Here is a 22,009-nt window from a genome sequence, read left to right as displayed (position 1 = left end):
GGCGCTGACCAGAAGTGACCACGGGGGTGTCGCGGCACTCCTGCCGCAGAAAGGCATGTCGAAAAGGGTTCAGGTCTGGCAAGCGCAAGTAGGCGAGCGCGGCAAGCCCATCGCGTGGCGGTCAGGTGAGAAGGGCGGGGGAGAGGCCGACGTTGATCCGCCCCTTGGCGATGTCGAGCAGCGTCTGGTGGTACTTGCCCGGACTGCCACTGAACGGCCCGTACATGTCCAGCTTCCGGCCGACCACCACTCAGGGGTCGACCGTGGCGGGGCGCAGGCAGACACCGACCGGCACGATCTCCGCACCGGTCGGTGCGCGCCGTCGACGACCCGGGAGAGAGGCCCTGGGCACTCGGTTATGGGGCCGAGTAGGGGTCTTGGCTGATCAGGTGGGCCTTCAGGCCCTCTCCGACGCCGGGTTCGGGGGTGCCCGCCCAGTTCTTGATGAGCACGCCACCACTGCTGCATCCCCAGGGGTTCCAGGTCCACGCGAGATAGCTCATGGTGTGCGCGTCGGCCCAGTCGACCAACTGTTGCATGTAGTCGAAGCCGCAGTTGTCCTGGCCGAATTCACCGATGACGACGGGCACGTGTAGGGCGAGCGGCGCGACTTGGGTGTCCCAGCAGGACGCTGTCGCACAGGCGTTGAAGCTGTACGCATGCCATGACGCGGCGATGTTGTTCAGCGGGTCGTTCGGCATGTGCGTCAGCCACTCGCGCATGTCGTTGGCCCACTCAAGGCCGCCCAGCATGAGGAGGTTGGTCGCGCCGGTGGCCCGGACCGCGTCGACCAGGTCCTGCATGCCGGCCGTCTCGTACGGGAGGCCCGTGCAGGTGCCGCCGTCGCGCCAGCACTGCCAGCCGACGGTCTTGTCCCAGGCGGCGGCGATCTCCGGGTACGGCTCGTTGAACAGATCGAAAACGACGGCGTCGTTGCCCTTGAAGGCGCCTGCGACACCGGTCCAGAACTGGGGGGAGTACTGCGCGTCCGGCATGGGTTTCTGGCAGGTCGCGGTGGCGTCCTTGCAGTGCCAGTCCGGCCCGTTGGTATAGGCCCCTCGCGTCCAGTGCAGGTCGAGGATCGGGGTGATGCCATTGGTGACCAGCAGGTCGACGTAATCCTTGACGCCCTGTTGGTAAGCGGTCCCCTTGGGCGAGCCGTTGAGTCCGAGCCAGCATTCCTCGTTCAGCGGCACGCGTACCGCGTGGATGTTCCAGGTCTTCATCGCGTCGACGGAAGCCTGGTCGACCGGGCCGCCGTCCCACAGTCCCTTGCCTTGCACACACGCGTATTCACCGCTGGAGCGGTCGACGCCCAGCAGCCGGTACGGCTTGCCGCTCGCGGTGACGATCTTGTTGCCGGAGACCTTCAGCTCCGGGGCCGGACCGCTGGGACTGCCGGTCGGTGTTGTGGTGGGGCTGGGGGTCGGGGATGTCACCGAGCCGGTACAGGTCACGCCGTTGAGTGCAACCGATGCGGGTTGCGGATTGGCGCCCTTCCACGCGCCGTTGAACCCGATGGACGCCGACCCGCCGGTGTCCAGCGTTGCGTTCCAGTCGAGGTTGGTGGCGGACACGTGGGTTGCGGACTGCGCCCAGTTGGCACTCCAGCCGTTGGTGACCCTCTGGTCGGAGTCCGGGAAGTCGAACGTCGCGGTCCACCCTCGCACAGGGGAGCCGAGATTGGTGATGGCCAGGTCCGCGGTGAACCCTCCCGGCCATTCGCTCTGCACCTTGTACGCGACCGAGCAGCCGGTCGTGGCTGCCGATGCGGGCAGGGTGGCGAGGGCAAGGCCACCCAGGATCAGTGCACCGGCGGCGCTGGCGGCTATTAAGGTGTGACGACGTTTCACCTGATCTCCTCGTTGCGTAGGGGAGCGATGAGCTCGATGCCCAGTTGATCGACGGATGGGTGAGCCAGGGCCCGGGCCGAGGGCCTCCGGCAGCTGACCGGTCCACCAGGCGGGTGCTGCGCGCCGTACGGATCAAGGAATCGGCGACTGTCGCTCGTTGAGATCCTGTTGTCCCGGCGCACTCCATGCGGGGCGTCAGCATCCGATCGGTGAGGACCCCAGGGCCACGTCGTCGAACCAGAGGGTGTCGTCCCCGGTGCCGTAGCTCTCCCAGCCCAGGCGCAGGCCGGTGGGGCGGGGAGGGGTCCTGCGGGCGAGCCACTGCCCGTCGACGTTCTGGGTCGGCACCCCGTCCACGCGCAGTCCGGTGATCTCCTGGTCGTCGACCCAGGTGCGCATGGACTGGGCGGTGGTGTCGATCTGGTACCGCAGGCACAACCACCGGCCGGTCGCCAGCGGGGTGCTGAGCGCGACACCCGCCGGGCTCTGTTCCGGCAGCGTCGCGTCGTCGCTCTCGCGGTTCCATTGCAGCGCGCCGTTCTGCCCGCCGACGCGCAGTGCCTTGCCGCCCTGTGAGGCGTCGGGCATGGACACGAAGGTGACGTGGTTGGTGGGCAGGGCGGTGGTGTGCCGGACCCGCATCCGCACGTACACCACGGGCCCGACGGAGGACAGATCGCGGGTGGAGGCTGCGAAGGCGTGGTTGCAGTAGCCGGTGCCGCCGTCGACGCGCAGGGACCTGGTGCCGCTGTAGGCGACGGACGTGTCGACAGTGACCTTCCCCGTTCCCTGGCAGTCTGGTGCCGTGGTCTGCCAGTCGCCCGAAGGCACGGTGCCCTTCTGGTCCTCGAAGTCGGAGCAGATGGTCGCCCCGGCTCCGGCGCATTCGGCCGGCGTCGTCGGTGTCGGTGTCGGTGTCGGAGTCGGAGTCGGTGTCGGTGTCGGCGTGGGAGTCGCGGTTCCGCCGCACGCAGCGCCGTTGAGGGCGAAGGCGGTGGGGGCGGGGTCGGCGGTGCGCCAGGTGCCCTGGAGGCCGAAGTCCACGGACCCGCCGGCGGCGAGCAAGGCATTGTGCGCGGCGTTCACGGCGGTCGCCGCGCTGCCCGACTGGATGACCTGCGCGTTCCAGGCGGACGTGACCTGCTGGTCGCCGCCGTAGGCCCACTCCAGCCGCCAGCCGTTCAGGGCGGCGCCGAGGTTCGTGACGCGGATCTGGGCGGTGAAGCCGCCCGACCACTCGTTGGTGGTGTACGTGACCGTGCAACCCGTTGCGGCGCCCTGTGCGCGCGACGTCGCGATGACGGGAAGGGCAACCGCCACCACGGTCAGCACCAGTGCCCACAGAGGCAGCCGGTGGCGGCGCACGCGTAATGAAGTCATGGCCATGATCACTCTCTCGACGGGAGTCAGGACGCGGTGCAGAGGAGGGTGCCGAGGTCTCGGTCGTCGCCGTTGAGCGTCATCCCCCAGGTCGCCGACGCGCCCGGCGCCAGGGAGCCGTTGTAGGAGGCGTTGTGCACGGTGGTGGCCGGGCGGGACGGATCCACCACCGCGTTCCAGCGGTTCGCCACGGTCACACCGCCCGGCAGGGTGTGGTGCACCGACCAGCCGGTGACCGGCCGGGAACCGGTGTTGGTGACCGTGACGTCGGCCTGGTACCCGCCCTGCCATGAGCCGGTAAGCTTCCACTGCGCCGAGCAGGCGGTGTCGCCGGAGGGGCTCGGCGGGGGAGTGGGCGGCGGTGTCCCTCCAGAGGTGTCAGTGGTGTACGGGACGGCGGTGTAGTCCTGCGAGCAGCCTCCCGCGCAGCCCGACGGCAGCGAGAAGGAGTACGCACGACCGCCGCCCAGCCAGGCGTCGGCGGCGTCGCGGATCTGTATGGTGAAGTCGCTTCCGCCGGAGGCCGTCGCGCCGATGACGTAGGACTGCCCCATGTCGCTGTTCATGGTGGCGTCGGTCCAGGTGCCGTTCGCCAGGTACTGGATGCCGTGGACGCCGTTGGGCAAATGGGAGACGGCGATGGCGGGCCAGTACCGCTGGGCTCCCCTGAGGAAGCCGATACGGATGTCGCCGCTGTAGTCCGGGGCCGGGACGAAGCTCCAGGAGACATGACGGTTGTTCCAGTGGTCCGGGTACATCGCCCCCACGGGGGTGCCGCCGATCCGGAAGCGGTTGAGGGAACCGGTCGCCAGGTCGAGGTGGTTCGGGTCGTCCCGGCACCAGGCGTTGGAATCGGCACAGCTGTCCGCGACGACCATGGTCAGGGTGGCCCCGTTGTACTGGTCGGCCACCCAGGAACCGTTGCGGCAGAACGGCTGGCCAGGGGCTCCGTCGTTGGTGCCGGAGCAGTGGTCCCCGATGGTGACCTTGACCCAGCGGCCGCAGTTGCGGCCGTTGTCGAAGGCACCCTTGATCGATGCACTTGAGTCCGGTACCGGGCGCGGGTAGGAGCCCGAGTAGTCGCCGGGTGTGTTGAACACGTTGAGCGCCACGAAGTCCTGGCTGTCCAGTTCGCGCTGCGGCAGACCACAGCCGCCGTAGGGGCTCCCGAGCCCGTCGAAGTGGGTCGCGTTGCCCAGGACTTCAGTGACGGCGGTGCTCGCCACGGGTGGCTGGGCGGCCGCAGCCACGACGGGTAACGCGGCACAGCAAAGCACTGCCAGCAACACAGCGATGCGCTGTCGGGCGGGGGAGCGGGGGTTCGAACGAAGCTGCATGGGGGGATCCGCCTTCTTCGTGACGGGGCGCCGTGACGTGCGTGCGGGACTGCTGTCGGAGTGAGGAAGCGAGCGCTGGAGCGCCCCTTAGTGGGAGCGCTCCCACGCTGTCCGTAAGGCCGGACTGTAGAAGAGGGGCATGGCCCTGACAAGGGGTCGCGTTGTTGTCGGAGTTTTCGCCGTGCCCGGGCTGGGCGTGCGCCCTGCCCAGACAGGGGGTGCAGTTGGGTGGGGTTCGGCCTCTGCTTGGTGCCGCCGCTACAGGTTCACATCTGGACCGGGGCGCCGTCGGTGGTGGAGGCGCCAGTGACAGCGTGGGGCAGGCGGTACGGGACGGTACGGGACTGGAGTGGACGTCGGTGACGATCTCGCCGGGGTCGACCCGGCTGTGTGTCTTCCTGACCAACCACACCAGCGTGGTCAAGTCCGCAGTTCAGGGAGAGCCATGCGTATCGGGGAGCTGGCCGCGCAAGCGGGACTGACCAGGGACACCATCCGTTTCTACGAAAAGATCGGTCTCGTCACTGGGCGGCGTCTGGCCAACGGTTATCGCGACTTCGCGCCGGAGACAGTGCCCTGGCGGCAGTACGTCCGAACCGCACAAACGCTCGGCTTCTCGCTGGCCGAGATCGCACAGACCGGCGAGGAACTGCGGAACGCGCCCGACACCGCCGAGGCGTTGTCCGCGCTGTTCAAGGAGAAGATCAAGGTTGTCGATGCGCGTATGGCGCAGCTTGCCACCCTGTGGGCCGAGCTCGAGGCACGTGTTGGCACCGGATGCCCGCTACGGGCGGCTGGCTGAGCCGGGTGAGCATCGACAAACAGGGCCCGACCTCCCTCACGGCACTTTCCAACCTGATCGCGCCGTGGGCGAGTTGGCCAGCTGTGCAACGCGACGAAGCTCCTGGTGGTTGGGGTCACGACCAAGATTACCCGTGCTGGCCAGGAGTTTCTCAGCTTGCGTACCCGTCGTCGATCGATCTGTCCAGCCGCGCCCTGCGCTACCTGAGTGAGCAACTGCGGGCTCTGCGACACGAGATCGGGACGCGCTGGCAGCGACTTCCCGTCGGCCGGCAGGCTCTGCCTCTGCTTGCGTCACCTGCGGTGCGGGGGCACCTACGCCCAACTCGGCGACGCGTTCGAGGTCGGTATCGCGACCGTGTATCGCTACATACACGAGGCCGTTGACGTCTTAGTACTCCAGCCGGACTTCTGTATTCCTGCTGGTCAACGGCCTAACAATGAGGAGTGTAGGGGGAGTTGGGCATGGGCGGGGCGGTCTTGGGCCGGGCCGTCCACCCAACGTGTGTCCGCGCCATGTGATGACCACCCTCCGAGCAGTCCGGAGTCGTGATCCACGACGTACCGACGAACGCCTGGGACCTGGAACTCGAAGAACTCTTCTTGCAGACCGGAGCCCGTTTCTGCCGAGTTGAAGGTCCGGCGGCGGATGCGGGACTACGTCCGCGGGCTGCTCGGCCCGGTCGGCCGCAAGAACAGCCGGCAACTCGCCGAGTACGCCGGCCACACCACCCCACACGGCCTGCAACACCTCCTCTCCCACAGCCGCTGGGACGCCGACGCCCTGCGCGACGACCTCCAGACCTACGTGGCCCAACAACTCGGTCACCAGCAAGGCGTATTCATCCTCGACGACACCGGCTTCGTACCCGACGAGCGCGCCTTCGCCACCAAGGGCGACCTCACTCGGGACATCATCCGCCGCACCCTGGCCTCCCCGCTTGCCATCGCCTGGGTCACCGCGGATTCCGCCTACGGACAAGCCTCGCACTTCCGACGCTTCCTCGAAGACCACGACCTGTCCTAAGTCGTCGCCGTGCCCAAGTCCCAGCCAGTCCACGGCCCGCGCATAGACCACGTCCTCGCCAAAGCCCCGCCCGAGGCGTGGCACCGTCTGTCGGCGGGGCCGGGAACCAAGGGCGACGGGTTCTACGACTGGGCTGCCGCCCCGTAGGCCCGGATTGTGGGAAGTTCGACGGCGACGAGTCGACCCGGCAGCGGTGGATGCTGGCGCGCCGCAGCATCAGCAAGCCCGACGAGATCGTCTCTTACCTCGCCTGCGCCCCGCAAGGTCAGCAGCAAAGCCGTTGCATGTGCCGGTAGGTGCTGAGGCAGGTGGCGAGTCCGAGGAAGGCTAGTGGATGTCGTCCCGTCGTTCCCAGCGGATGCGCAGGCGGCGGAAGTCGTGCCGCCAGGCGATGGTTCTATCCACGACACAGTGTTCAAGCGTGGACCGCAGTGTCGACGAGGCACGCCACAGCGCCGACTCGTCCGGCTGATAGAGGTCCTCGGCGTGCCCAACCTCTCCGCCACCGGCTACGTCCTCTCGGCACACCCGGACAAGCGGGAAGGCTCCATCGCGCCGTGACCCGCCGGGTCTGATCGGTCAGTTGAGATTCTCGGCGGGCAGCCTGTGGCAAGAGTGGCCCTGGGCCAATGCCGGCCGGGGTAGTAGCAAGCCGCGACCGGGCGCTCGTTGGTTCAACGCGGTGGCGAGAAGCGGCGGACCACGTCCGCCTTGCTGTCCGCCAGCCAGAACCTTCCGCCCGGAACGGCGACGAGAGCACTCAGCTCCACCGCGCCAGGCACGGACCACAGGGTGACCTTCCCCGACGGCGCGAGCCGCCCGACCTTGGTGGCCGTGGTGAACCAGACCGTGCCCTCTGGGCCCGGGGCGATGCAGTTCGGGAGCTCGGCCTGCGGTACGGGGAAGGACGAGACCTCGCCGCGGACGGTGATGCGCCCGATGCCGCCGCGCTGCGTGAACCACAGCGCCCCGTCGGGCCCGGCGGTGATGTAGTGCGGTGCTGTGCCTGGCGGCAGCGGCCAGCTCGTATACGTTCCGTCGATGCTCACGCGTCCGATGCCGTCAGAGCCGCCTGGCTCCGTGGCGACCTGCGAGAACCACACGGCCTGGTCCGGTCCGGTCGTGATGCTGTCGGCGGGAACCTCGATCGTGCTGGGCAGTACCGCCATGATGGACGGCTGCCCCGTCGTCGCGTCGGCGCGGCCGATCGCAGGATCCAAGGTGGTGAACCAGGCCGCTCCGTCGGGGCCCACGGTGATCCCCTCCGGGTACTCCGGGTAGCCGAAGTCTGCGCGGGTGATCCTTCCGTCTGGGTGCAGACGCCCGATTTGCATGATTGTGGTGAACCAGACCGTCCCATCCCCGGCACGTGCGATGCCGGAGACCTCGCCGCCACCCCGTTCGGAAAGCCGGTGCTGGGTGATGGTCCCCGAAGGGGCGATCCTGGCGACGCCGCCGACAGCCCTCTCTGCGACCCAGAGTGTCCCGTCGGGTGCGAGGGCCAGTGATGCGGCGGCGGAGTTGCCGGGCAGCGTGATGACGCTGTCTCCGCCCTGCCGCAGGGCTCCGGCAGACATGCCGGGGACCGGGCTGCCGGCGGGGCCGCTCGCGTCCCGGCAGTCCGCCGCGGACAATGCCAGGACCACCAGGGCGGCGCAGGCGACGCCCCAGTGCCGGGGACGAGGCGCTCTCCCTGCCAGGCCGCGACGCGGGTCGGCGCGCGGGCTCATGTTCCTCACCGGTCCTTCGTCCCGCCGACCGACGAGCGTCATGCTGCACAGCGCAGACTCGACGGGGCGTCGGAACCCAGGTACTGCTTCCAGAGGGTTGGGGTCAGCTCCCGTCCGGCCGAGCTGCACGCGGCGCTGATCCACGAGTTCGGGTCGAGTCGCCAGCTGATCAGAGTGCCCATACCTTCGACGGTGTCGGCGTCGCCCTCCGCCCTGCGGAACTCGGTCGCCGCGACCAGACGGGTGCCGTCCACGGAGAAGGCCAGACCCGTGGATATGGATGTCGGGCCCGCAGGGATGGGCAGAGTGCCGAGCACGTCGCCCGATGGCCGGTCGAGGAGCTGGATGGTGTTCTCGTTGCCCGGGATCGCGGCGATGAGCCCTTCGCCGACGACAGGTCCGACGGCCGTTCCGGGCGTGCCCTCGAGCGTCCCCAGCCGCCGGGCCCCGTCCGGGGACCAGACTTCCATGTCCCCGGACCTTCGTTGGACGAGCAGTTGGTCATCCGCGTACGCGAGGCCCTCGCAGTCCGTTGCGTCGATCACGTGGTAGCTGCCCGTGGCGGCATCGACGACCCGGATCTCCCGGTGGCTGCTCGCGTCGTCGTACTTGATCAAGGCGGCGTGGGCGGCCAGCCGGTCCAGGGCCGCCTCCCCCTGGCGGCCTGCCTGGGTCCCGTTTACGGTCGGGGACATGTCGCGCGGTCCGGCCGTCTGGCGCAGTACCCGGCCGGTGGCCGGTTCTCTGATCCGGATCGTGCCGGAGGCGTCCAGCTGGGCCATTTCCCGGCCGCCCGGAAGGAACTGGAGCAACGCCGGTGCGTCGTCGAGCTGGAGCGGGTTGGGCAGAGCCGGCCATCTGCCCGACACACGCATGTCGTTGTCGGGGTCGAAGATCGCGGCGCTCCCGTCCTCCGAGACCGCGATGACCCGCGATCCGTCGGCATTCCAAGCCACCGCCCCGTACCCCTTGTCCAGCAATTGCGGTCGGACCGCGGACGGGTGGCCAGCGTCTGCCGGATCGAGGCTCCGTACATCGAGGGTGACTCCGTTGCCGCTCAGAACCGCCGCCGTGCGGCCGTCAGGGGTGAGGGCGACGCGCGGTCCCAAACATGCGTTGCAGGAGGGCTCGGCGACAACCGTCGTCTGGGTCGCGATCCTCGACAGCCGGTCGAGGTCCCACAGGTTCAGCAGGTCCCCGGCGGCGGAGACGAGCTTGTGGCCGCTCGGGCCGAGGAAAGCGAGGCCGCCGGCGGAGACCGTGCCGGCTCCGGGCAGGACGAGAGGCTCGGACGGGGGCTTGTTCGGCGTGGTGGTCCGTGACACGTAGAGGGCGGTGCCGAGGGCTGCGGCTGCCCGAGTGCCACCGCGGCTGAGCGCCAGGGCTGCGGGGACGCCTTCCGGGAACCGTGCCCACAGTGGTGGTTTGTCGATATCCGGGGAGCCCACTGACGCCCAGACTGGCAAGGAGCTGGCCCTGGTGCTGTACGTGAGGTGGCTGCCGTCCGGGGCAAGCGCGGAGGCGTAGTTCTGGTTGCCGAAGTTCATCGTGCTCCCGCGGGTGCGCACCGGGCCCGGCACGGTGAGCTCCTCCCACGTGCCGCCACCGTCGAACAGCATCAGGTGCGAGTCATCGGAGAAGGCGATGGCATCCGGAGCCGTGTCCATGTCCGCGAGGTCGAGGCGGCTGGTGTCTGCCGTGGACCTGTCCAGCACCCACGCCGTGGGCGGGACGTCGAAGGACCCGGTGGCCGTCGTCACGACGACGAAGCGTCCCGACGGGGAGACCCCCACGGCGGTGGGCTGCTGTCCCTTGGGGAGGCTCGGGGCTGGGGCCGGGTCGGCGCCCTTCCAGACACCGACCGAGTCGTGGCCGATCGCCGCGACAACGTCACCAGAGGCATCCGACGCTACTGCGGTGACCTGCCCCGATATGCGGCCGACCTGCTGCCTGCGGCCCGCTGTCGTTGCGGTGACCGTCCACCGCTCGACTTCACCGTCCTGGGTCCCTGCGAGCAGGGCACCGCCGTTCGGCGTAGTCGCCAGCGCGGAAACCGGCCCGCTGGCCCGGACACTGCCGACCATGTGCGGGCTGGCAGTGACCGCCCGGAAGAGTGCCCGACGGGTCAGCGCGTCGGCGTGCTGACGGTAGGCCTGCACGGCAAACAGCTCGGCGAGCCCGACATCGCTGGAGATCAGGCTCTCTGACACGTCGGCGAGGCGGTGGGCGTTCTCCAGCCGGGTCTTCGCCCCGGTGCTCAGGTACTGGACAGCCAGCCCCGACAGCGAGGCCGCGAAGACCAACGCCAGGGCTGTCACCAGCCGACCGGTGCGGAACTGCCGGGCGTACCGGTCGGCCTGCTGCAAGGTCGCCGCAAAACGCACGTCGCCCGGTACCGGCGCGTGGGCGACGTCCGCCCGGTTCGCCTCGGGCGCCACCAGGCGAAGTCCCTTACGGCGCGCGGTCAGCAGCTTGACCTCCATCCCGCTGATCTTGAGCAGGTGTTCACCGTCACCCAGGGCCCCCGTCACCGCAGTCCGTGGCCTCAGCCCGTAGAAAGCGCCTCGGATCCAGGCACCGCTGGGCCGACGAGACCGCGGGTGGCGCAGTAACTCGCGCAGGCCCAAGGCGAAGGCCACGCCCAGAGAGGGACCCTCGATCCGTTGCGGCGGCAGCGGATCGTCGGACATGACGATGCGCCACAGCACGCAGCGGCCCTCGCGCCCGGCGCCGGCTGCCCGCCACGCACGGCCCACAGCTGTGGCGAACTGCCCGTTCGGGCTGTGCGTCCCAGCCATCGCCCGTGGATCGGGGTACAGCCCGGCCGGCCCTGCGGGGAACTCGCGCAGCTCCAGAACACCGGTGACCCCCAGCTCCGGCGCAGCCCGGTCGGGACCGTCCGCGGACTGTCCGAACACCACCGGCACCCGCACGACGGGCGCTTTGCGAACCTTGGCGCCCGCCATCAGCAGCGCGGCGATCACCAGCACGTTCCCGGGCCCGCTCGGCTCCGGCCGGCCGCCTTCAGTGTGCGGGCGCAGCCGCGCAATCCGTTCACGGACGTCGTCCAGCCGGGTCGTGATCTCCGGTGGCAGGCCGCCGCTCTGACCGCCGGACGGCTGCCCGGGCCGGGGCAGTGCGTCGTGGGAGAGCAGTCCGCTCCACCGCCAGGTCTCCAGCAGCCGGGCCAGGTCCTCGTCGTGGTCCTCCACCCGGCCCTCCGGCGGACTCAGAGCCCGGCCCAGCAGGTAGGTCTGACGGGCGGACGGCACCGGGCTGCCCGCCCGGTCCGGCGCCGTCGCATCGAGCCAGGAGGCCAGGTCTCCGGAACGTTCGTCCGCGAACCATGCAGGGTCGGCGCGTACCGCCTCTGCGCAGCACTTCCACCACAGCTGCCGCTCGCCGAGCAGTTCCTTCAAGGATGCCTGCGGACTCGTCGCCCCCTCCAGCACGGCTTCGAGCGCGGCCCGCTCCGGGAAGTGTCCGGCCCCGGCCCCCGCTGGGCGCCGGGGCGGCCGTTCACCGTGGCTTGCCTCCCCGGTGGGCCCGGGCACGTCAGTGGCCGTCACCGCAGCGCATCGTCGATGACGCCGCGCAGGCCGTCGCCGACGCGTTCGCGCACTCGCCGCCAGGCCTCGCGGGTCGCTTCGTTGAGGGTCGCCTCGATCGAGGCGGTCACCGTGTCGGTGTCCCAGTCGGACTCCGGCCCCACCGGAATGGCAACCGAGGCCGTCCAGGCTGCTCCGATGGAGAATCCCGGGAGCCGGACGTATGACGCCGCAGGTCCGACCGGCCCCCGCACCACCGGTACGAGCAGCTCCCGCATGCGGCCGTCGGGCCGGGCGTAGCGGATCTGGCACATCAGCGGCCGGACGTCGTCGTCGCGCAGGACCAACTCCAGGCTGTACGAGGGCTCGCCTACGCCGACACTCCGCACCAGAAAGGTGACGCGGCCGTCGGGCCCGGCGGTCTCCAGCACCACCGCATCACCGCCCGCGGCGGTCAGGGCGCCGCCTGGGGACAGCGCGGGCAGTTCGAACCACCCCAGAGCGGGTCGGACGTCTGGCTGCTGGTTGCGGGATCCCTCCCCGGCGGACTGCCGGGGCACCGTGCCCGGCGTTCGGGGCGCCGCAGTCGGGGCGGGCCGTACCGGAAGGTCGAAGCCGAGGACCGACGCCTTGACCCGCTGCCACAGGGTGTGTCCTGCGCGGCCGCGGCCCACCGTCCGGGGCGTGCCAGGTGACTGTGCGTCGATGAAGGACCGCCAGGAGCGCCTGGCGATCGGGCTCGCGGTCACGGCTTTGCCTCCTCGGACACCGGCGGAAGACCCGGCTCCGGCCAGGCCGGGGAAACGCCCGGATCCCGGCCACCGGGGGCGCTGTGGAGAGCACCGTCGGCTGTGGCGGACCGGCCCAGTTGGGCGAGCAGCGCCGGCGCGGACGCGCCCACGGCCACAGCCGCGTACACGCCGGTCACTTCTGTGTGGAGCAGCCAGCCCGCCATGCCGCCCAGCAGGACTCGGAACAGGGCAGCAAGTCCGTCAGCCGGCGGGTCGATGAACGCCCCGATTGGTGGGAGGTCACCCGCCACCGCCCGCTGGGCGTGCCGTGCTTGCTGCCAGGAACGCAATCGCCCGAAGGTGACGACCGCCTCGGCGATCAGACCACCGCCCGCACCGCTTGCCATGGCCTCGGCCCACGTCATCATCGTCCCCGCGCCCCCTGCTGTCCCGGCCGGTACCTACTGACCGTCGTACACCCCCCAGAGGGCGTGGCGTCCCATCATGCACACAGCTGCTGCGGTCTGTTGAAGTATCGGCTGAATTGGCCTGCGATCACCGCCCTGCATCCGGCGGGCGACGGGTCGCGATCGGCCTGGGCGGCGGCCTGCTTGACCGCGGACAGTGCGGCGATCAGCTCGGGGAACTGGGCGATGGTCGATTTGGTGATCGCGAAATTCTCCATGGCCCGGACCGTGTGTACGCCGCAGTAAGCGTCGACGGCACCTCTGTGTCCCCGACCAGGTCGTGCCCGATGCGTACGGCCATCTGTTGCTCCTTGCTCTGCTGTATGCCCCTTGACAGGCCACCGTCTTCGGCTTCAGTGTTGCCGACCAACATGCAGAACGCAATATATTGCGTACGCCAGGAGGTCTCGTGGACACCACTCAAGCCCGCACCACCAGCACAACGACTCTTTGGCGGCGCTGTCTCCGCATGCCGATCGGCATCCAGTCGGTCATCGCCGTGGGACTGGGCGCCCTCATCGGGTCCCTCGCCCCGTCCGCGGGCGAGCAGATGAAGATCCTCGGAGACGTGTTCCTGAACCTGGTGCAGGTCGTCGTCCTGCCCCTGGTCTTCCCGCTCGTCGTGCTGGGCATCGCCCGCATGGAGTCGGTCAAGAAGGTCGGCCGGATCGCCGGCAAGGCCATCCTCTACTTCGAGATCGTCACCACCGTCGTCCTGCTGATCTCGGTGGGACTGGCCAAGCTCACGGGGATCGGCAAGGGCGCCCCCGTCCACGGAGCCGACGCCGAGGACCTCGGCGGTCTGAGCCAGGGCATCGACTTCCACGAGCTGGTCCTGCACGCCGTTCCGAAGAACATCTTCGCCGCGTTCGGCGAGGGCAACCTGCTCGGCGCGATCGTCTTCGCCCTTCTCGTGGGCGTCGCCATGACCGCGATCGGGGAGAAGTCCGCGCCCTTCGCCTCCGTCCTGGAGTCTGTCGCCGCGGTGATGTTCAAGGTCGTCGGCTACGTCATCCGCGTCGCGCCCCTGGGCGTGCTCGGCTTCATCTCCTACGACGTCGCCTACTACGGCTTCGGTAATCTGCGCAGTCTGATCGGGTTCATCGCGGTGGTCTACGCGGGCCTGGCCATCGTCATCGGCGTCCTCTTCCCGCTCATCGCCGCGCTCTACCGCATCCGCTACACCGAGCTCCTCAGGTCCATCGCAGGGCTGGTCGGCATCGCCTTCGTCACACGCAGCTCCGAGTCCGTACTGGCGCCCCTCATGGGCAAGTTGGAGGACTTCGGCGTCAGCCGCTCCACGACCTCCTTCGTCGTCCCGCTCGGCTATTCCTTCAACACCGACGGCTCCGTCCTCTACCAGGCGGCCGCGCTGGTCTTCCTCGCCAACGCCTACGGCGCGGACACCTCTCTGCCCGCCCTGCTGCTCATGGTCGGCGTGCTGGTGATCCTCTCCAAGGGCATGGCCGGCGTCGCCTCCGCCTCGATCGTCGTCCTCATCGCCGCGGGCAACTCCCTCGGCCTGCCCGCCGAGGGCATCGCCCTGCTCCTCGGCGTCGACTTCATCGTGGACATGGCCCGGACCGGCGTGAACGTCATCGGCAACGCCCTCGCGGCCGCCGTCGTCGACAGCTCCGAGAACCGGCGTGCAGCCAAACGAGGCGCCCGCGAAACCCCCCACGCCGTGGCCGGACCCGAGGCTACGGCCCTCGACAAGGAACCCGCCCGGTGACCATCCCTGCCTCCACTCCTGCCCGTGCCACCGAGATCATCGGCATCCTCGGTGGCATGGGCCCGGCGGCCACCGCCGACTTCTACGCCAAGCTCGTCTCGACCACCCCCGGCACGAGCGACCAGGACCACCTCCGGACGGTCATCTGGTCCGACCCGACCATCCCCGACCGCACCGAGGCGCTGCTGGGCGAAGGCCCGGACCCGACCCCCTGGCTGCTCGACGGCAGCCGTGTCCTGCGGGAGGCCGGGGCCACCGTCATCGCCATTCCCTGCAACACGGCCCATGCCTTCGTCCCGCGCATCGCCGACCAGGTCGGCCTGCCCATCGTCCACATGATCGGCGAGGTCGCACGACACCTCAGCGCCATGAGCCCGCCCGTCCACACCGTCGGCCTGCTCGCCACCACCGGCACCGTGCGCGCGGGCCTCTATCAAGAGTGGCTGGATCGGGTCGGCATCCGCCTGGTCCTGCCCGACGACGTCGGCCAGAATCGAGACGTCATGACCGCCGTCCGGGCGGTGAAGGCCGGCGTCCGCGATGAATCGACGACCGTGCTGCTGGCCCGCGCCGCGCGGCGCCTGACCGAACAGGGCGCGCAGGCAGTGATCGCCGGCTGCACCGAGATTCCCCTCGGGCTTCCCCCGAAGGAGCTGGACGTCCCCCTGGTCGACCCGTCGCTCGTGCTGGCCCAGGCCCTGGTGAACCTGGCCACGAGCGGAGACGCCGGATGAACCCAAGAGCGATGTACTGTACGCAATATGTCACTCGACAGGCCCGTGTCCCGCCGACTTCTCAGCGACGAGGTCTTCCACCGTCTGCGCGACTCCATCGTGCGCGGCGAACTCGTCCCCGGTGAAAAGGTCAAGGACGGTGACCTCGCCGAGCGCCTTGGCCTCAGCCGCACCCCGGTGCGGGAGGCGCTCGCCCGGCTCGCCGACATCGGTCTGGTCGAGGCCAAGCCCGGCGTCTACACGCGCATCACCACGCTCAACCGCCGGGACGTCGAAAAGACCCTCGCGGTCCTGCGCTCCCTCGACCAACTCGCTGTCGAGACGGCCGTTCCGGTCATGACCAGGCAGGACCTTCAGCGCATGCGCGAGGCCAACCGGGACTTCGAGCGGGCCGTCGCTGCCAACGACACCGCTGCCGCGCTCGCGGCCGACGACCGCTTCCATGCTGTACCGATCGGGGCGGCCGACAACCCTGTGCTGAGCAGGATCGTCGATCAGCTCCACCCGCAGATCCACCGGATCCTTCACCGGAAGTTCTCCACGCTTCTCGGTGGCCGCAACACCATCGAGCACCACGACCAGCTCGTGCAGGTCTGCGCCACTGGTGACGCCCGTGCCGCTGCCGAGCTCTCCGGACAGCACTGGTCCGAACTCGGGGGACACATCAACGAGTTGTTCGACACCAATCAGTTCGCCGAGGCGGGGACGGGCGAGGATCGGTTGGCTCCGGCAGTTGGTCGCCCTGTAGCCGGGTGAGTGCGGGCTCCAACGCACCCCCAACGGCTGGCGTGGCGTCTGATCCTTCACGACACCGAGTTGCACCGAAGGGGCCCCGCGCCCCGGCCACCGTCGGCCCCGGTGCACCGGGCCTGGTGAACAGGCGCAGCACCCTGACGGCGAGCCTGCATGGTCGAACTACGGCCCATCGGAACCGCGCCAGGACATCACCCGCCTCCGCGACGCCCTCGACCCTCCGATCACGCCACACGAGGAAGCCCTCTTCAAGATCTAACCAGTGGCTTGTTTCACTGGGTGCGGCAGCGGTTGCCGGTGTTCAGTTGCGGTATGCGGTGGTTGCGATGTCGGTGAAGGATCGGATCAGGGGGTTGGTGTCGCTTTCGTTCCATGCCGCTACGACGTGGCTTGGTGCCATGTCGGTCAGTGGTACCAGAGCCAGCTCTGCGGGCAGGTCGTGTCCGAGGGGGGCCAGTCCGACTGTGCCGTTCCACAGCACGGCCTGTAGGCATTCCTGAACGGCGCGCACCACCGGCCCCTCGCGCAGGCTGCCGCCGTTCCAGTACGACTGCCAGATGGGGTCGGTGCCTGGCGGGAACTTGAACCAGCGGCGGTCGTCAAGCTCGGCCAGCCGCAACTGGCCGCGGCGGGCCAGCGGGTCGTCGGCGCGCAGGACCACGCCGACCGGATCGGTGCGCAGCGCACGCACCGTCAGGGCGGTCTGGTCGAACGGCGCGCGGGTGAGGGCGACGTCGACTAGTCCGCTTCGCAGCCCGCACGTCGGGTCGGTCAGGTCGGTGTCGCGGATGCGGATGTCGATGCCGGGGTGGGTTCGGCGCCAGGCGGCGGCCAGTCTGGATGCTCCGGGGTCGGTGCTGTCGCCCAGGATGCCGACGGTGAGGGTCGCGGTGCCGGCGGCCGCGCTGACGCGGACCTGGACGCGGTCGGCATGCTCCAGCAGGGCCCGCGCCTCGTCGAGCAGCACCGTTCCCACCGGGGTGAGCGTGACGCCGGTCGGTGAGCGGGTGAAGAGCAGGGCCCCGACGTCGGCCTCCAGCTGCTTGATCGCCCGGCTCAGCGGCGGCTGGCTCATGTGCAGTCGGGTGGCAGCGCGGCCGAAGTGGAGCTCTTCGGCAACCGTCACGAAGTAGCGCAGGGTCCGTAGCTCCACGCTGCAACGATACCCAGGCGATATCGGCGTTGCAGCATGGGTCTTGGACACCGGCGGCGCCTTGGCGGTGCACTGGTGAGCATGACCGAAGAAGCCAAGCCCAGAGAGCCGCAGGCCCACCCCGCCGTATCGGTGGTGGGCCCTGGCGAGGGTGAGACGACCGTTCTTGGCACCACACGCATGCGCGTTCTGGAGGACGGCAGCCACACCGGGCACAGACTCGCCATCGCCGAGTCTGTGCTCGCCCCGCACACCCAGGGACCACCGCAGCACCGCCACGCCCAGCACGACGAGGGCTTCTACGTCCTGTCCGGCACTGTGCGATTCACCGTCGGAGACGACGACTACGACGCGACCCCGGGCACGCTCGTGATGGTTCCGCCAGGCACCCCGCACACCTTCGCCAACCTGACCGACCAGCCCGCCGTCATGCTCAGCACCTTCACCCCCGACCTGTACGTGCAGTACTTCCGAGACCTCCGGGAGGCGTTCGTCGGCGGCCGGCCGCTGACGCGGCAAGCCAACATCGACGCGATGAGCCGCTACGCGACCGAGCCCGCCTGAAGCCGGCGGGACGGAACAGACAGCCCAACCGCCCCTTCTTCCGGCCGGCAAGGCCGTGACGCTGGCGCTTTTCGTGCCCCTCGGACGACGGACCGGTCCATCTCCAGGGGTTTGCCTGGCAACCAACGCAACCAACGCAACCAACGCAATCAACAGGGCTCCGCGGACCGGTGGCCCATGAACGGGAACAATGAACATCGCCTTCTGGATCGTCGCGGGACTGCTCGCCCTCTTCTACTGCTACGCAGGCACGCTGAAGGTGGTCCGTAGCCGCGATCAACTCCGCCCGATGATGGTCTGGGTCGACCGCGTACCCTTGCCCGCACTCAGGGCGCTGGGAACTGTCGAAATACTCGGCGCAGTCGGCCTGATCCTGCCACCGCTGACCGGCATCGCGCCCTGGCTGGCGCCGGCCGCGGCCATCGGCTTCGTCCTCCTGCAGGCCGGTGCGATCGCCACGCACGTGACCGGTGAGGACCGCCGGATCGCACTGAACGTCGGGCTCGCCGCGACCGCGGTCGTGACGGTCTGGCTGGCCGCCGGGATGTGATCGCAGTCTGGACCGGAAATGCGACCCCAGGGCGTGCCGCGCCTGGGCGTGGTGGCCCATGTCGAGGGCGCTCCACCCGGTGACGCGCGCGAGCTCGGCGGTGCCGGCGAACAGTTCCCTGCCGAACTGACAATTTTTGGTCTGCGGCCTGGCCGAGGATCGCTCGCCCCAGACCGTGACTCACGTCACACGCGGTTCCTGTCAGGGATCGGGATGCTGTCCCGCTCAAGTGGTCGGGAGCAAGCCAACCGACAGGAGCGAGACATGAAGCACCGCATCGTCGTCCTCGGCGCCGGCTATGCCGGGTCCTACGTGGCCGGAACCCTGGCCCGCCGGTTGTCCCCGGCGGGCACCGAGATCACCGTGGTCAACGCCGAGCCGGACTTCGTCCAGCGACTGCGGCTGCACCAGCTCGCGGCCGGCCGGAAGATCGAGGCTCCCCAGCTCGCCCACGTCTTCGCGGGCACGGGGGTGCGGTTGCGCGTGGCCCGTGTCACCGCCGTTGACCCCGAGCGCCGGGTCGTCGCCCTGGCCGATGCCGACGGCGGGTGCGAGCTGGGCTATGACACGCTCGTCTACGCGCTCGGCAGCCACCGTGCCGACCACGGCATCCCCGGCGTGGCCGAGCACGCCTTCGACGTCGCCGGCCGGCCCTCGGCGTTGCGCCTGCGCGAGCGCCTGGACAGCCTGAGCAGGCAGGGTGCAGGCGGGCATGTGCTGGTCGTCGGCGACGGGTTGACGGGCATCGAGACCGCCACTGAGATCACCGAATCGCGGCCCGGCCTGTCGGTGGCGTTGGTTGCCCGCGGCGAGTTGGGCGCTCAGCTCTCCGCCGGAGCCCGCAGCCACCTGCGTCATGCTTGCGACCGGCTGGGCATCACCGTCTGGGAGCACACCGAGGTCGAAGCCGTTGAGGCGGCGCGGGTGCTGTGTGCCGACGGCTCCGCCCTGGCGTCGGACGCAACCGTGTGGACGGCCGGGTTCGCGGTCAGCCGCATCGCTGCCGTCGGCGGGTTGGAGGTCACCGAGAACGGTCGGATCGTCGTCGATCGCACCATGCGGTCCCTCTCGCACCCGAACGTCTATGCCGTCGGCGACGGCGCCTACGCGATCGGCGACAACGGCCGCTCGCTGCCGATGTCTTGCGCTTCGGCCGGCTGCACCGGCATGCAGGCCGCGGCCGCGATCGTGGGGCGCCTGACCGGCCGCAAGGTCCCGAACACCAAGCTGGAGTACCTGGGCAACCACATCAGCCTCGGGCGGCGGGACGGGATCCTGCAGATGGTCGACAGTGAGGGGCGGGCGAAGCCGAAGTATGTGGGCGGCCGCAAGGCAGCGCAGATCAAGGCGGCAATCCTCAAGATGTCTCTGTGGACCACCTCGCACCCGACCTTCGGCCTGCCCAAGCGCAAGCACCGCCTGGCCGCCGCACCGCACGCGTCCGCCGACCAGGCGCCTCGCGCGGCCGCCTAAGGTCACCCGCATGGACAACACCGCGACCGATCGCTTCGACAACAGCCGGTTCGAGGCCAGCCGGAACCGGCTGGCCTCGCTGGCCTACCGGCTGCTGGGCTCCGCTGTCGATGCCGAGGACGCCGTGCAGGACGCGTTCTTGCACTGGCAGGCCGCCGACCTACAGGGGATCAAGGTGCCGGAAGCATGGCTGACGAAGGTCGTCACCAACCTCTGCCTGGACCGGCTCCGCTCGGCCCGGGCCCGCCGCGAACGCACCGCCGGCGCCTGGCTGCCCGAACCGCTCCTCGACGGCGACCCGATGCTCGGCCCGGCCGAGACCTTCGAGCAGCGCGAATCGGTCTCCCTCGCCGTACTGACACTCATAGAACGCCTGTCCCCCCTCGAGCGGGCCGTCTACGTCCTGCGCGAAGCGTTCTCCCACAGCCACGCCGAGATCGCCGAGATCCTCGACCTCACCGAATCCGCAAGCCAGCAGCACCTCCACCGGGCCCGACGCCGCATCACCGGCGCGCGCCGCAGCGGCAAAGACGAAGTCGATCCGGCATCCGCCCGCAGGATCGTCGAGGAATTTCTCGCAGCAGCCTCGTCGGGCCGCACCGAACGGCTGGTCGCGCTGCTCACCGACGACGCCACCGCGATCTCCGACGGCGCCGGAATGACCGAGAAGCTGCTTCAGTTCGACAGCGCGCAACGCATCGCCGCCGTCGCGCGGGCCGGCTTCAAACCCACCCCCGCGAAACGGCGACTCGCAGGTGGCACACCCGCCGTCTACTACGCGCTCGTCAACGGCGCGCCCGCCATCCTCTTCTTGAGCGGCGACCAGGTTATCGGCGCCGTGACGTTCGACATCGCAGGAGGCAAGATCGCAACGGTGCGCGGCATTGCCGCCCCCGCCCGCCTCGTCCGCCTTACCGAAGACTGGAGGCAGCACGAACCGGACACGCCGCTCATCACTCAATGGTGATCCGTCGCCAACCGCCGTTCCACCAGGACCAGATCCGCGTTTGGAGCTGGCGCGGATCCCCGCGCGGGGACTGGTGTCGCCTCAGCGGATTTTCGCCAGGGCCTTGTCTGGGTGGGCTGCGTGGACGTACCTGACGGCGGTGTGGGGGTGAATGCCGAAGACGCGGACGAAGTGCACGGGATCGGCGGTGTGTCTGGCTTCGTCGAGGAGGCGGTCGCTCCACAGCTGCTCGGGCAGCATGCCGGTCTGGTCGAAGGCGGCCCTCAGTGCGCAGTGCGCGATCACCTTGCTGTTCGGCCTGTCCACGCACCGTCTTTGCCACCTAACGCCTGAACACCTCAAGTTCGGTGACAAGCACGCTGGGCCCGCCAGATCGAACCCCTCGAACACGAACCCTGCCAGTACGCACCCATCCCGCACGAAGTCGTAGACACCACCACCGGCCCGGACGGAGCCCTGACCGTCTTCCTCGATCTGCCCAAGAATGCGGCCGCCGTCCCCGAAGACACCGTCAAGGACGCCGTCGACGACCTGGCCGTCGACCGCATCGACGGCCTCGGCGCCATCCCGCAGCCCAACGCCGATCTCGCTCACCAACTCCAGGACCTCGTCACCACCCACTGAACCTGCGCTTCGAGACCCTCCACCTCGAGTCCCCTGCGAACAGGGAGCTTTGGGGCTTGGTGGTGGGACGGCAGGGTCGGCGAAGCGGCGCTCCGCGGTCAACGCAGCCAGGCGTTGTACTCCAGCACGGCCCCGGCCTCGACCCCGTCCCGGGGGTCGTCCTGGGTAGCGGTCGTCTCCAGGCCGAGGACGGTGCCCGTGCCGGGATCGAGGATCAGCATGCGCCGGGCACCCGGGACGTCGTACACATATGCCTCCCCCGGTCGTCCCAGCCGGTCGGTGAGTCGCCCGGCCGGACGCAGCCCCTCGGCATCCGCCAGGAGCCGGACCAGTGCGGCCGACTCGCGGGCGCCGAGCGTCCAATGCCCGAGCAACTCCTGTACGGCATCCAGGAGTTGATCTGTGGTCAGGGGAGCTGTGCTGTGGGTGTGAGCCATCTCGGTGAGATAGTCCCGTAGGGCGGCCGGAGTGTGCGGGGGCCGTGCGTCCGGCGGGGCGTCGCTCCAGCTCGGCGGATAGGTGGTCCGGCTCAGCACATGGCCGTCCGAGACGAGGTGCGGTGTGTCGCCGTCGTCGGTGAGGACG

General features: G+C 69.5%; 19 protein-coding genes and 4 pseudogenes. 10 read left to right on the top strand and 13 right to left on the bottom strand.

Features of this window, described 5'->3' with window-relative positions; all coding sequences use genetic code 11:
• Positions 1–121: 121 nt before the first annotated feature.
• From IF54_RS44025 to IF54_RS0137615, 4 genes are all read right to left on the bottom strand, one after another.
• Complete coding sequence (locus tag IF54_RS44025) at positions 122–247, bottom strand: hypothetical protein (RefSeq protein WP_267885000.1); 126 nt, start codon at positions 245–247, stop codon at positions 122–124.
• 109 nt (positions 248–356) lie between these two features.
• Complete coding sequence (locus IF54_RS0137625; RefSeq protein ID WP_030327167.1) at positions 357–1,853, bottom strand: cellulase family glycosylhydrolase; 1,497 nt, start codon at positions 1,851–1,853, stop codon at positions 357–359.
• A 195-nt stretch (positions 1,854–2,048) separates the two neighbouring features.
• A complete protein-coding gene (locus IF54_RS0137620; protein ID WP_030327166.1) occupies positions 2,049–3,233 on the bottom strand; it encodes a cellulose-binding domain-containing protein in 1,185 nt (394 codons plus the stop codon).
• A 26-nt stretch (positions 3,234–3,259) separates the two neighbouring features.
• Complete coding sequence (locus IF54_RS0137615) at positions 3,260–4,459, bottom strand: cellulose binding domain-containing protein (RefSeq protein ID WP_234439163.1); 1,200 nt, start codon at positions 4,457–4,459, stop codon at positions 3,260–3,262.
• Positions 4,460–5,015: 556 nt separating this feature from the next.
• On the opposite strand from IF54_RS0137615, the gene IF54_RS0137610 reads away from it, so the two are divergent.
• From IF54_RS0137610 to IF54_RS44275, 3 genes and pseudogenes are all read left to right on the top strand, one after another.
• Complete coding sequence (locus IF54_RS0137610) at positions 5,016–5,372, top strand: MerR family DNA-binding transcriptional regulator (RefSeq protein ID WP_030327163.1); 357 nt, start codon at positions 5,016–5,018, stop codon at positions 5,370–5,372.
• 173 nt (positions 5,373–5,545) lie between these two features.
• Positions 5,546–5,765, top strand: a pseudogene (locus IF54_RS41845) (helix-turn-helix domain-containing protein); the annotation flags it as partial.
• A gap of 209 nt (positions 5,766–5,974) precedes the next feature.
• A pseudogene (locus tag IF54_RS44275) lies at positions 5,975–6,664 on the top strand (transposase); the annotation flags it as partial.
• Here IF54_RS44275 and IF54_RS43155 read toward each other — a convergent pair.
• The 6 genes and pseudogenes from IF54_RS43155 to IF54_RS43150 all read right to left on the bottom strand — a co-directional run.
• A pseudogene (locus IF54_RS43155) lies at positions 6,664–6,806 on the bottom strand (IS5/IS1182 family transposase); the annotation flags it as partial. The pseudogenes IF54_RS44275 and IF54_RS43155 overlap by 1 nt on opposite strands.
• Positions 6,807–7,072: 266 nt before the next feature.
• On the bottom strand, positions 7,073–8,128 hold the full coding sequence (locus IF54_RS0137595) for a hypothetical protein (protein WP_159002291.1): 1,056 nt from the start codon (positions 8,126–8,128) through the stop codon (positions 7,073–7,075).
• A gap of 38 nt (positions 8,129–8,166) precedes the next feature.
• On the bottom strand, positions 8,167–11,697 hold the full coding sequence (locus IF54_RS0137590; protein ID WP_234439162.1) for a WD40 repeat domain-containing protein: 3,531 nt from the start codon (positions 11,695–11,697) through the stop codon (positions 8,167–8,169).
• Entirely contained in the window at positions 11,694–12,425 is a 732-nt protein-coding gene (locus tag IF54_RS43770; protein WP_030327160.1) for a hypothetical protein, read from the bottom strand. Before IF54_RS43770 ends, IF54_RS0137590 begins: the two co-directional genes overlap by 4 nt.
• On the bottom strand, positions 12,422–12,835 hold the full coding sequence (locus IF54_RS40650; protein WP_051735692.1) for a hypothetical protein: 414 nt from the start codon (positions 12,833–12,835) through the stop codon (positions 12,422–12,424). The genes IF54_RS43770 and IF54_RS40650 overlap by 4 nt, the downstream gene beginning before the upstream one ends.
• A 74-nt stretch (positions 12,836–12,909) precedes the next feature.
• A complete protein-coding gene (locus tag IF54_RS43150; RefSeq protein ID WP_030327157.1) occupies positions 12,910–13,092 on the bottom strand; it encodes a hypothetical protein in 183 nt (60 codons plus the stop codon).
• 191 nt (positions 13,093–13,283) lie between these two features.
• Between IF54_RS43150 and IF54_RS0137570 the strand changes: the two genes are divergently transcribed.
• From IF54_RS0137570 to IF54_RS0137560, 3 genes are read left to right on the top strand one after another with little or no spacing between them, the layout of a single operon-like run.
• On the top strand, positions 13,284–14,606 hold the full coding sequence (locus IF54_RS0137570; protein WP_051735691.1) for a dicarboxylate/amino acid:cation symporter: 1,323 nt from the start codon (positions 13,284–13,286) through the stop codon (positions 14,604–14,606).
• Positions 14,603–15,340: an aspartate/glutamate racemase family protein gene (locus IF54_RS0137565; RefSeq protein ID WP_234439161.1), complete on the top strand. Its 738-nt coding sequence runs from the start codon at positions 14,603–14,605 to the stop codon at positions 15,338–15,340. The genes IF54_RS0137570 and IF54_RS0137565 overlap by 4 nt, the downstream gene beginning before the upstream one ends.
• A 27-nt stretch (positions 15,341–15,367) precedes the next feature.
• Positions 15,368–16,096: a GntR family transcriptional regulator gene (locus IF54_RS0137560; protein WP_051735690.1), complete on the top strand. Its 729-nt coding sequence runs from the start codon at positions 15,368–15,370 to the stop codon at positions 16,094–16,096.
• Positions 16,097–16,394: 298 nt separating this feature from the next.
• Here IF54_RS0137560 and IF54_RS0137555 read toward each other — a convergent pair whose 3' ends face one another.
• Positions 16,395–17,246 (bottom strand): LysR family transcriptional regulator, encoded by an 852-nt coding sequence (locus tag IF54_RS0137555; protein ID WP_234439160.1) that lies wholly within the window; start codon positions 17,244–17,246, stop codon positions 16,395–16,397.
• 81 nt (positions 17,247–17,327) lie between these two features.
• Between IF54_RS0137555 and IF54_RS0137550 the strand changes: the two genes are divergently transcribed.
• From IF54_RS0137550 to IF54_RS0137535, 4 genes are all read left to right on the top strand, one after another.
• Positions 17,328–17,810, top strand: coding sequence for a cupin domain-containing protein (locus IF54_RS0137550; RefSeq protein ID WP_030327146.1), 483 nt, complete (start codon positions 17,328–17,330; stop codon positions 17,808–17,810).
• 190 nt (positions 17,811–18,000) lie between these two features.
• Positions 18,001–18,360 carry a DoxX family protein gene (locus IF54_RS0137545; RefSeq protein WP_030327145.1) on the top strand — a complete coding sequence of 120 codons (360 nt, stop codon included), beginning with the start codon at positions 18,001–18,003 and terminating at the stop codon, positions 18,358–18,360.
• A gap of 264 nt (positions 18,361–18,624) precedes the next feature.
• Complete coding sequence (locus tag IF54_RS0137540) at positions 18,625–19,833, top strand: NAD(P)/FAD-dependent oxidoreductase (protein ID WP_030327144.1); 1,209 nt, start codon at positions 18,625–18,627, stop codon at positions 19,831–19,833.
• A 10-nt stretch (positions 19,834–19,843) separates the two neighbouring features.
• Positions 19,844–20,800 (top strand): sigma-70 family RNA polymerase sigma factor, encoded by a 957-nt coding sequence (locus IF54_RS0137535; RefSeq protein WP_030327143.1) that lies wholly within the window; start codon positions 19,844–19,846, stop codon positions 20,798–20,800.
• Between the two features lie 81 nt (positions 20,801–20,881).
• On the opposite strand, the gene IF54_RS41825 is transcribed toward IF54_RS0137535, so the two are convergent.
• Both IF54_RS41825 and IF54_RS0137525 read right to left on the bottom strand, forming a co-directional pair.
• Positions 20,882–21,394: a hypothetical protein gene (locus IF54_RS41825; RefSeq protein WP_159002289.1), complete on the bottom strand. Its 513-nt coding sequence runs from the start codon at positions 21,392–21,394 to the stop codon at positions 20,882–20,884.
• Positions 21,395–21,522: 128 nt separating this feature from the next.
• A pseudogene (locus IF54_RS0137525) lies at positions 21,523–22,009 on the bottom strand (hypothetical protein); the annotation flags it as partial.

Source organism: Streptomyces sp. NRRL B-3229 (genome assembly GCF_000719505.1).
Classification (GTDB): domain Bacteria; phylum Actinomycetota; class Actinomycetes; order Streptomycetales; family Streptomycetaceae; genus Streptomyces; species Streptomyces griseorubiginosus.
Note: the sequence above shows the minus strand (reverse complement) of the source record. Positions and strands in the feature narration are given on the sequence as shown.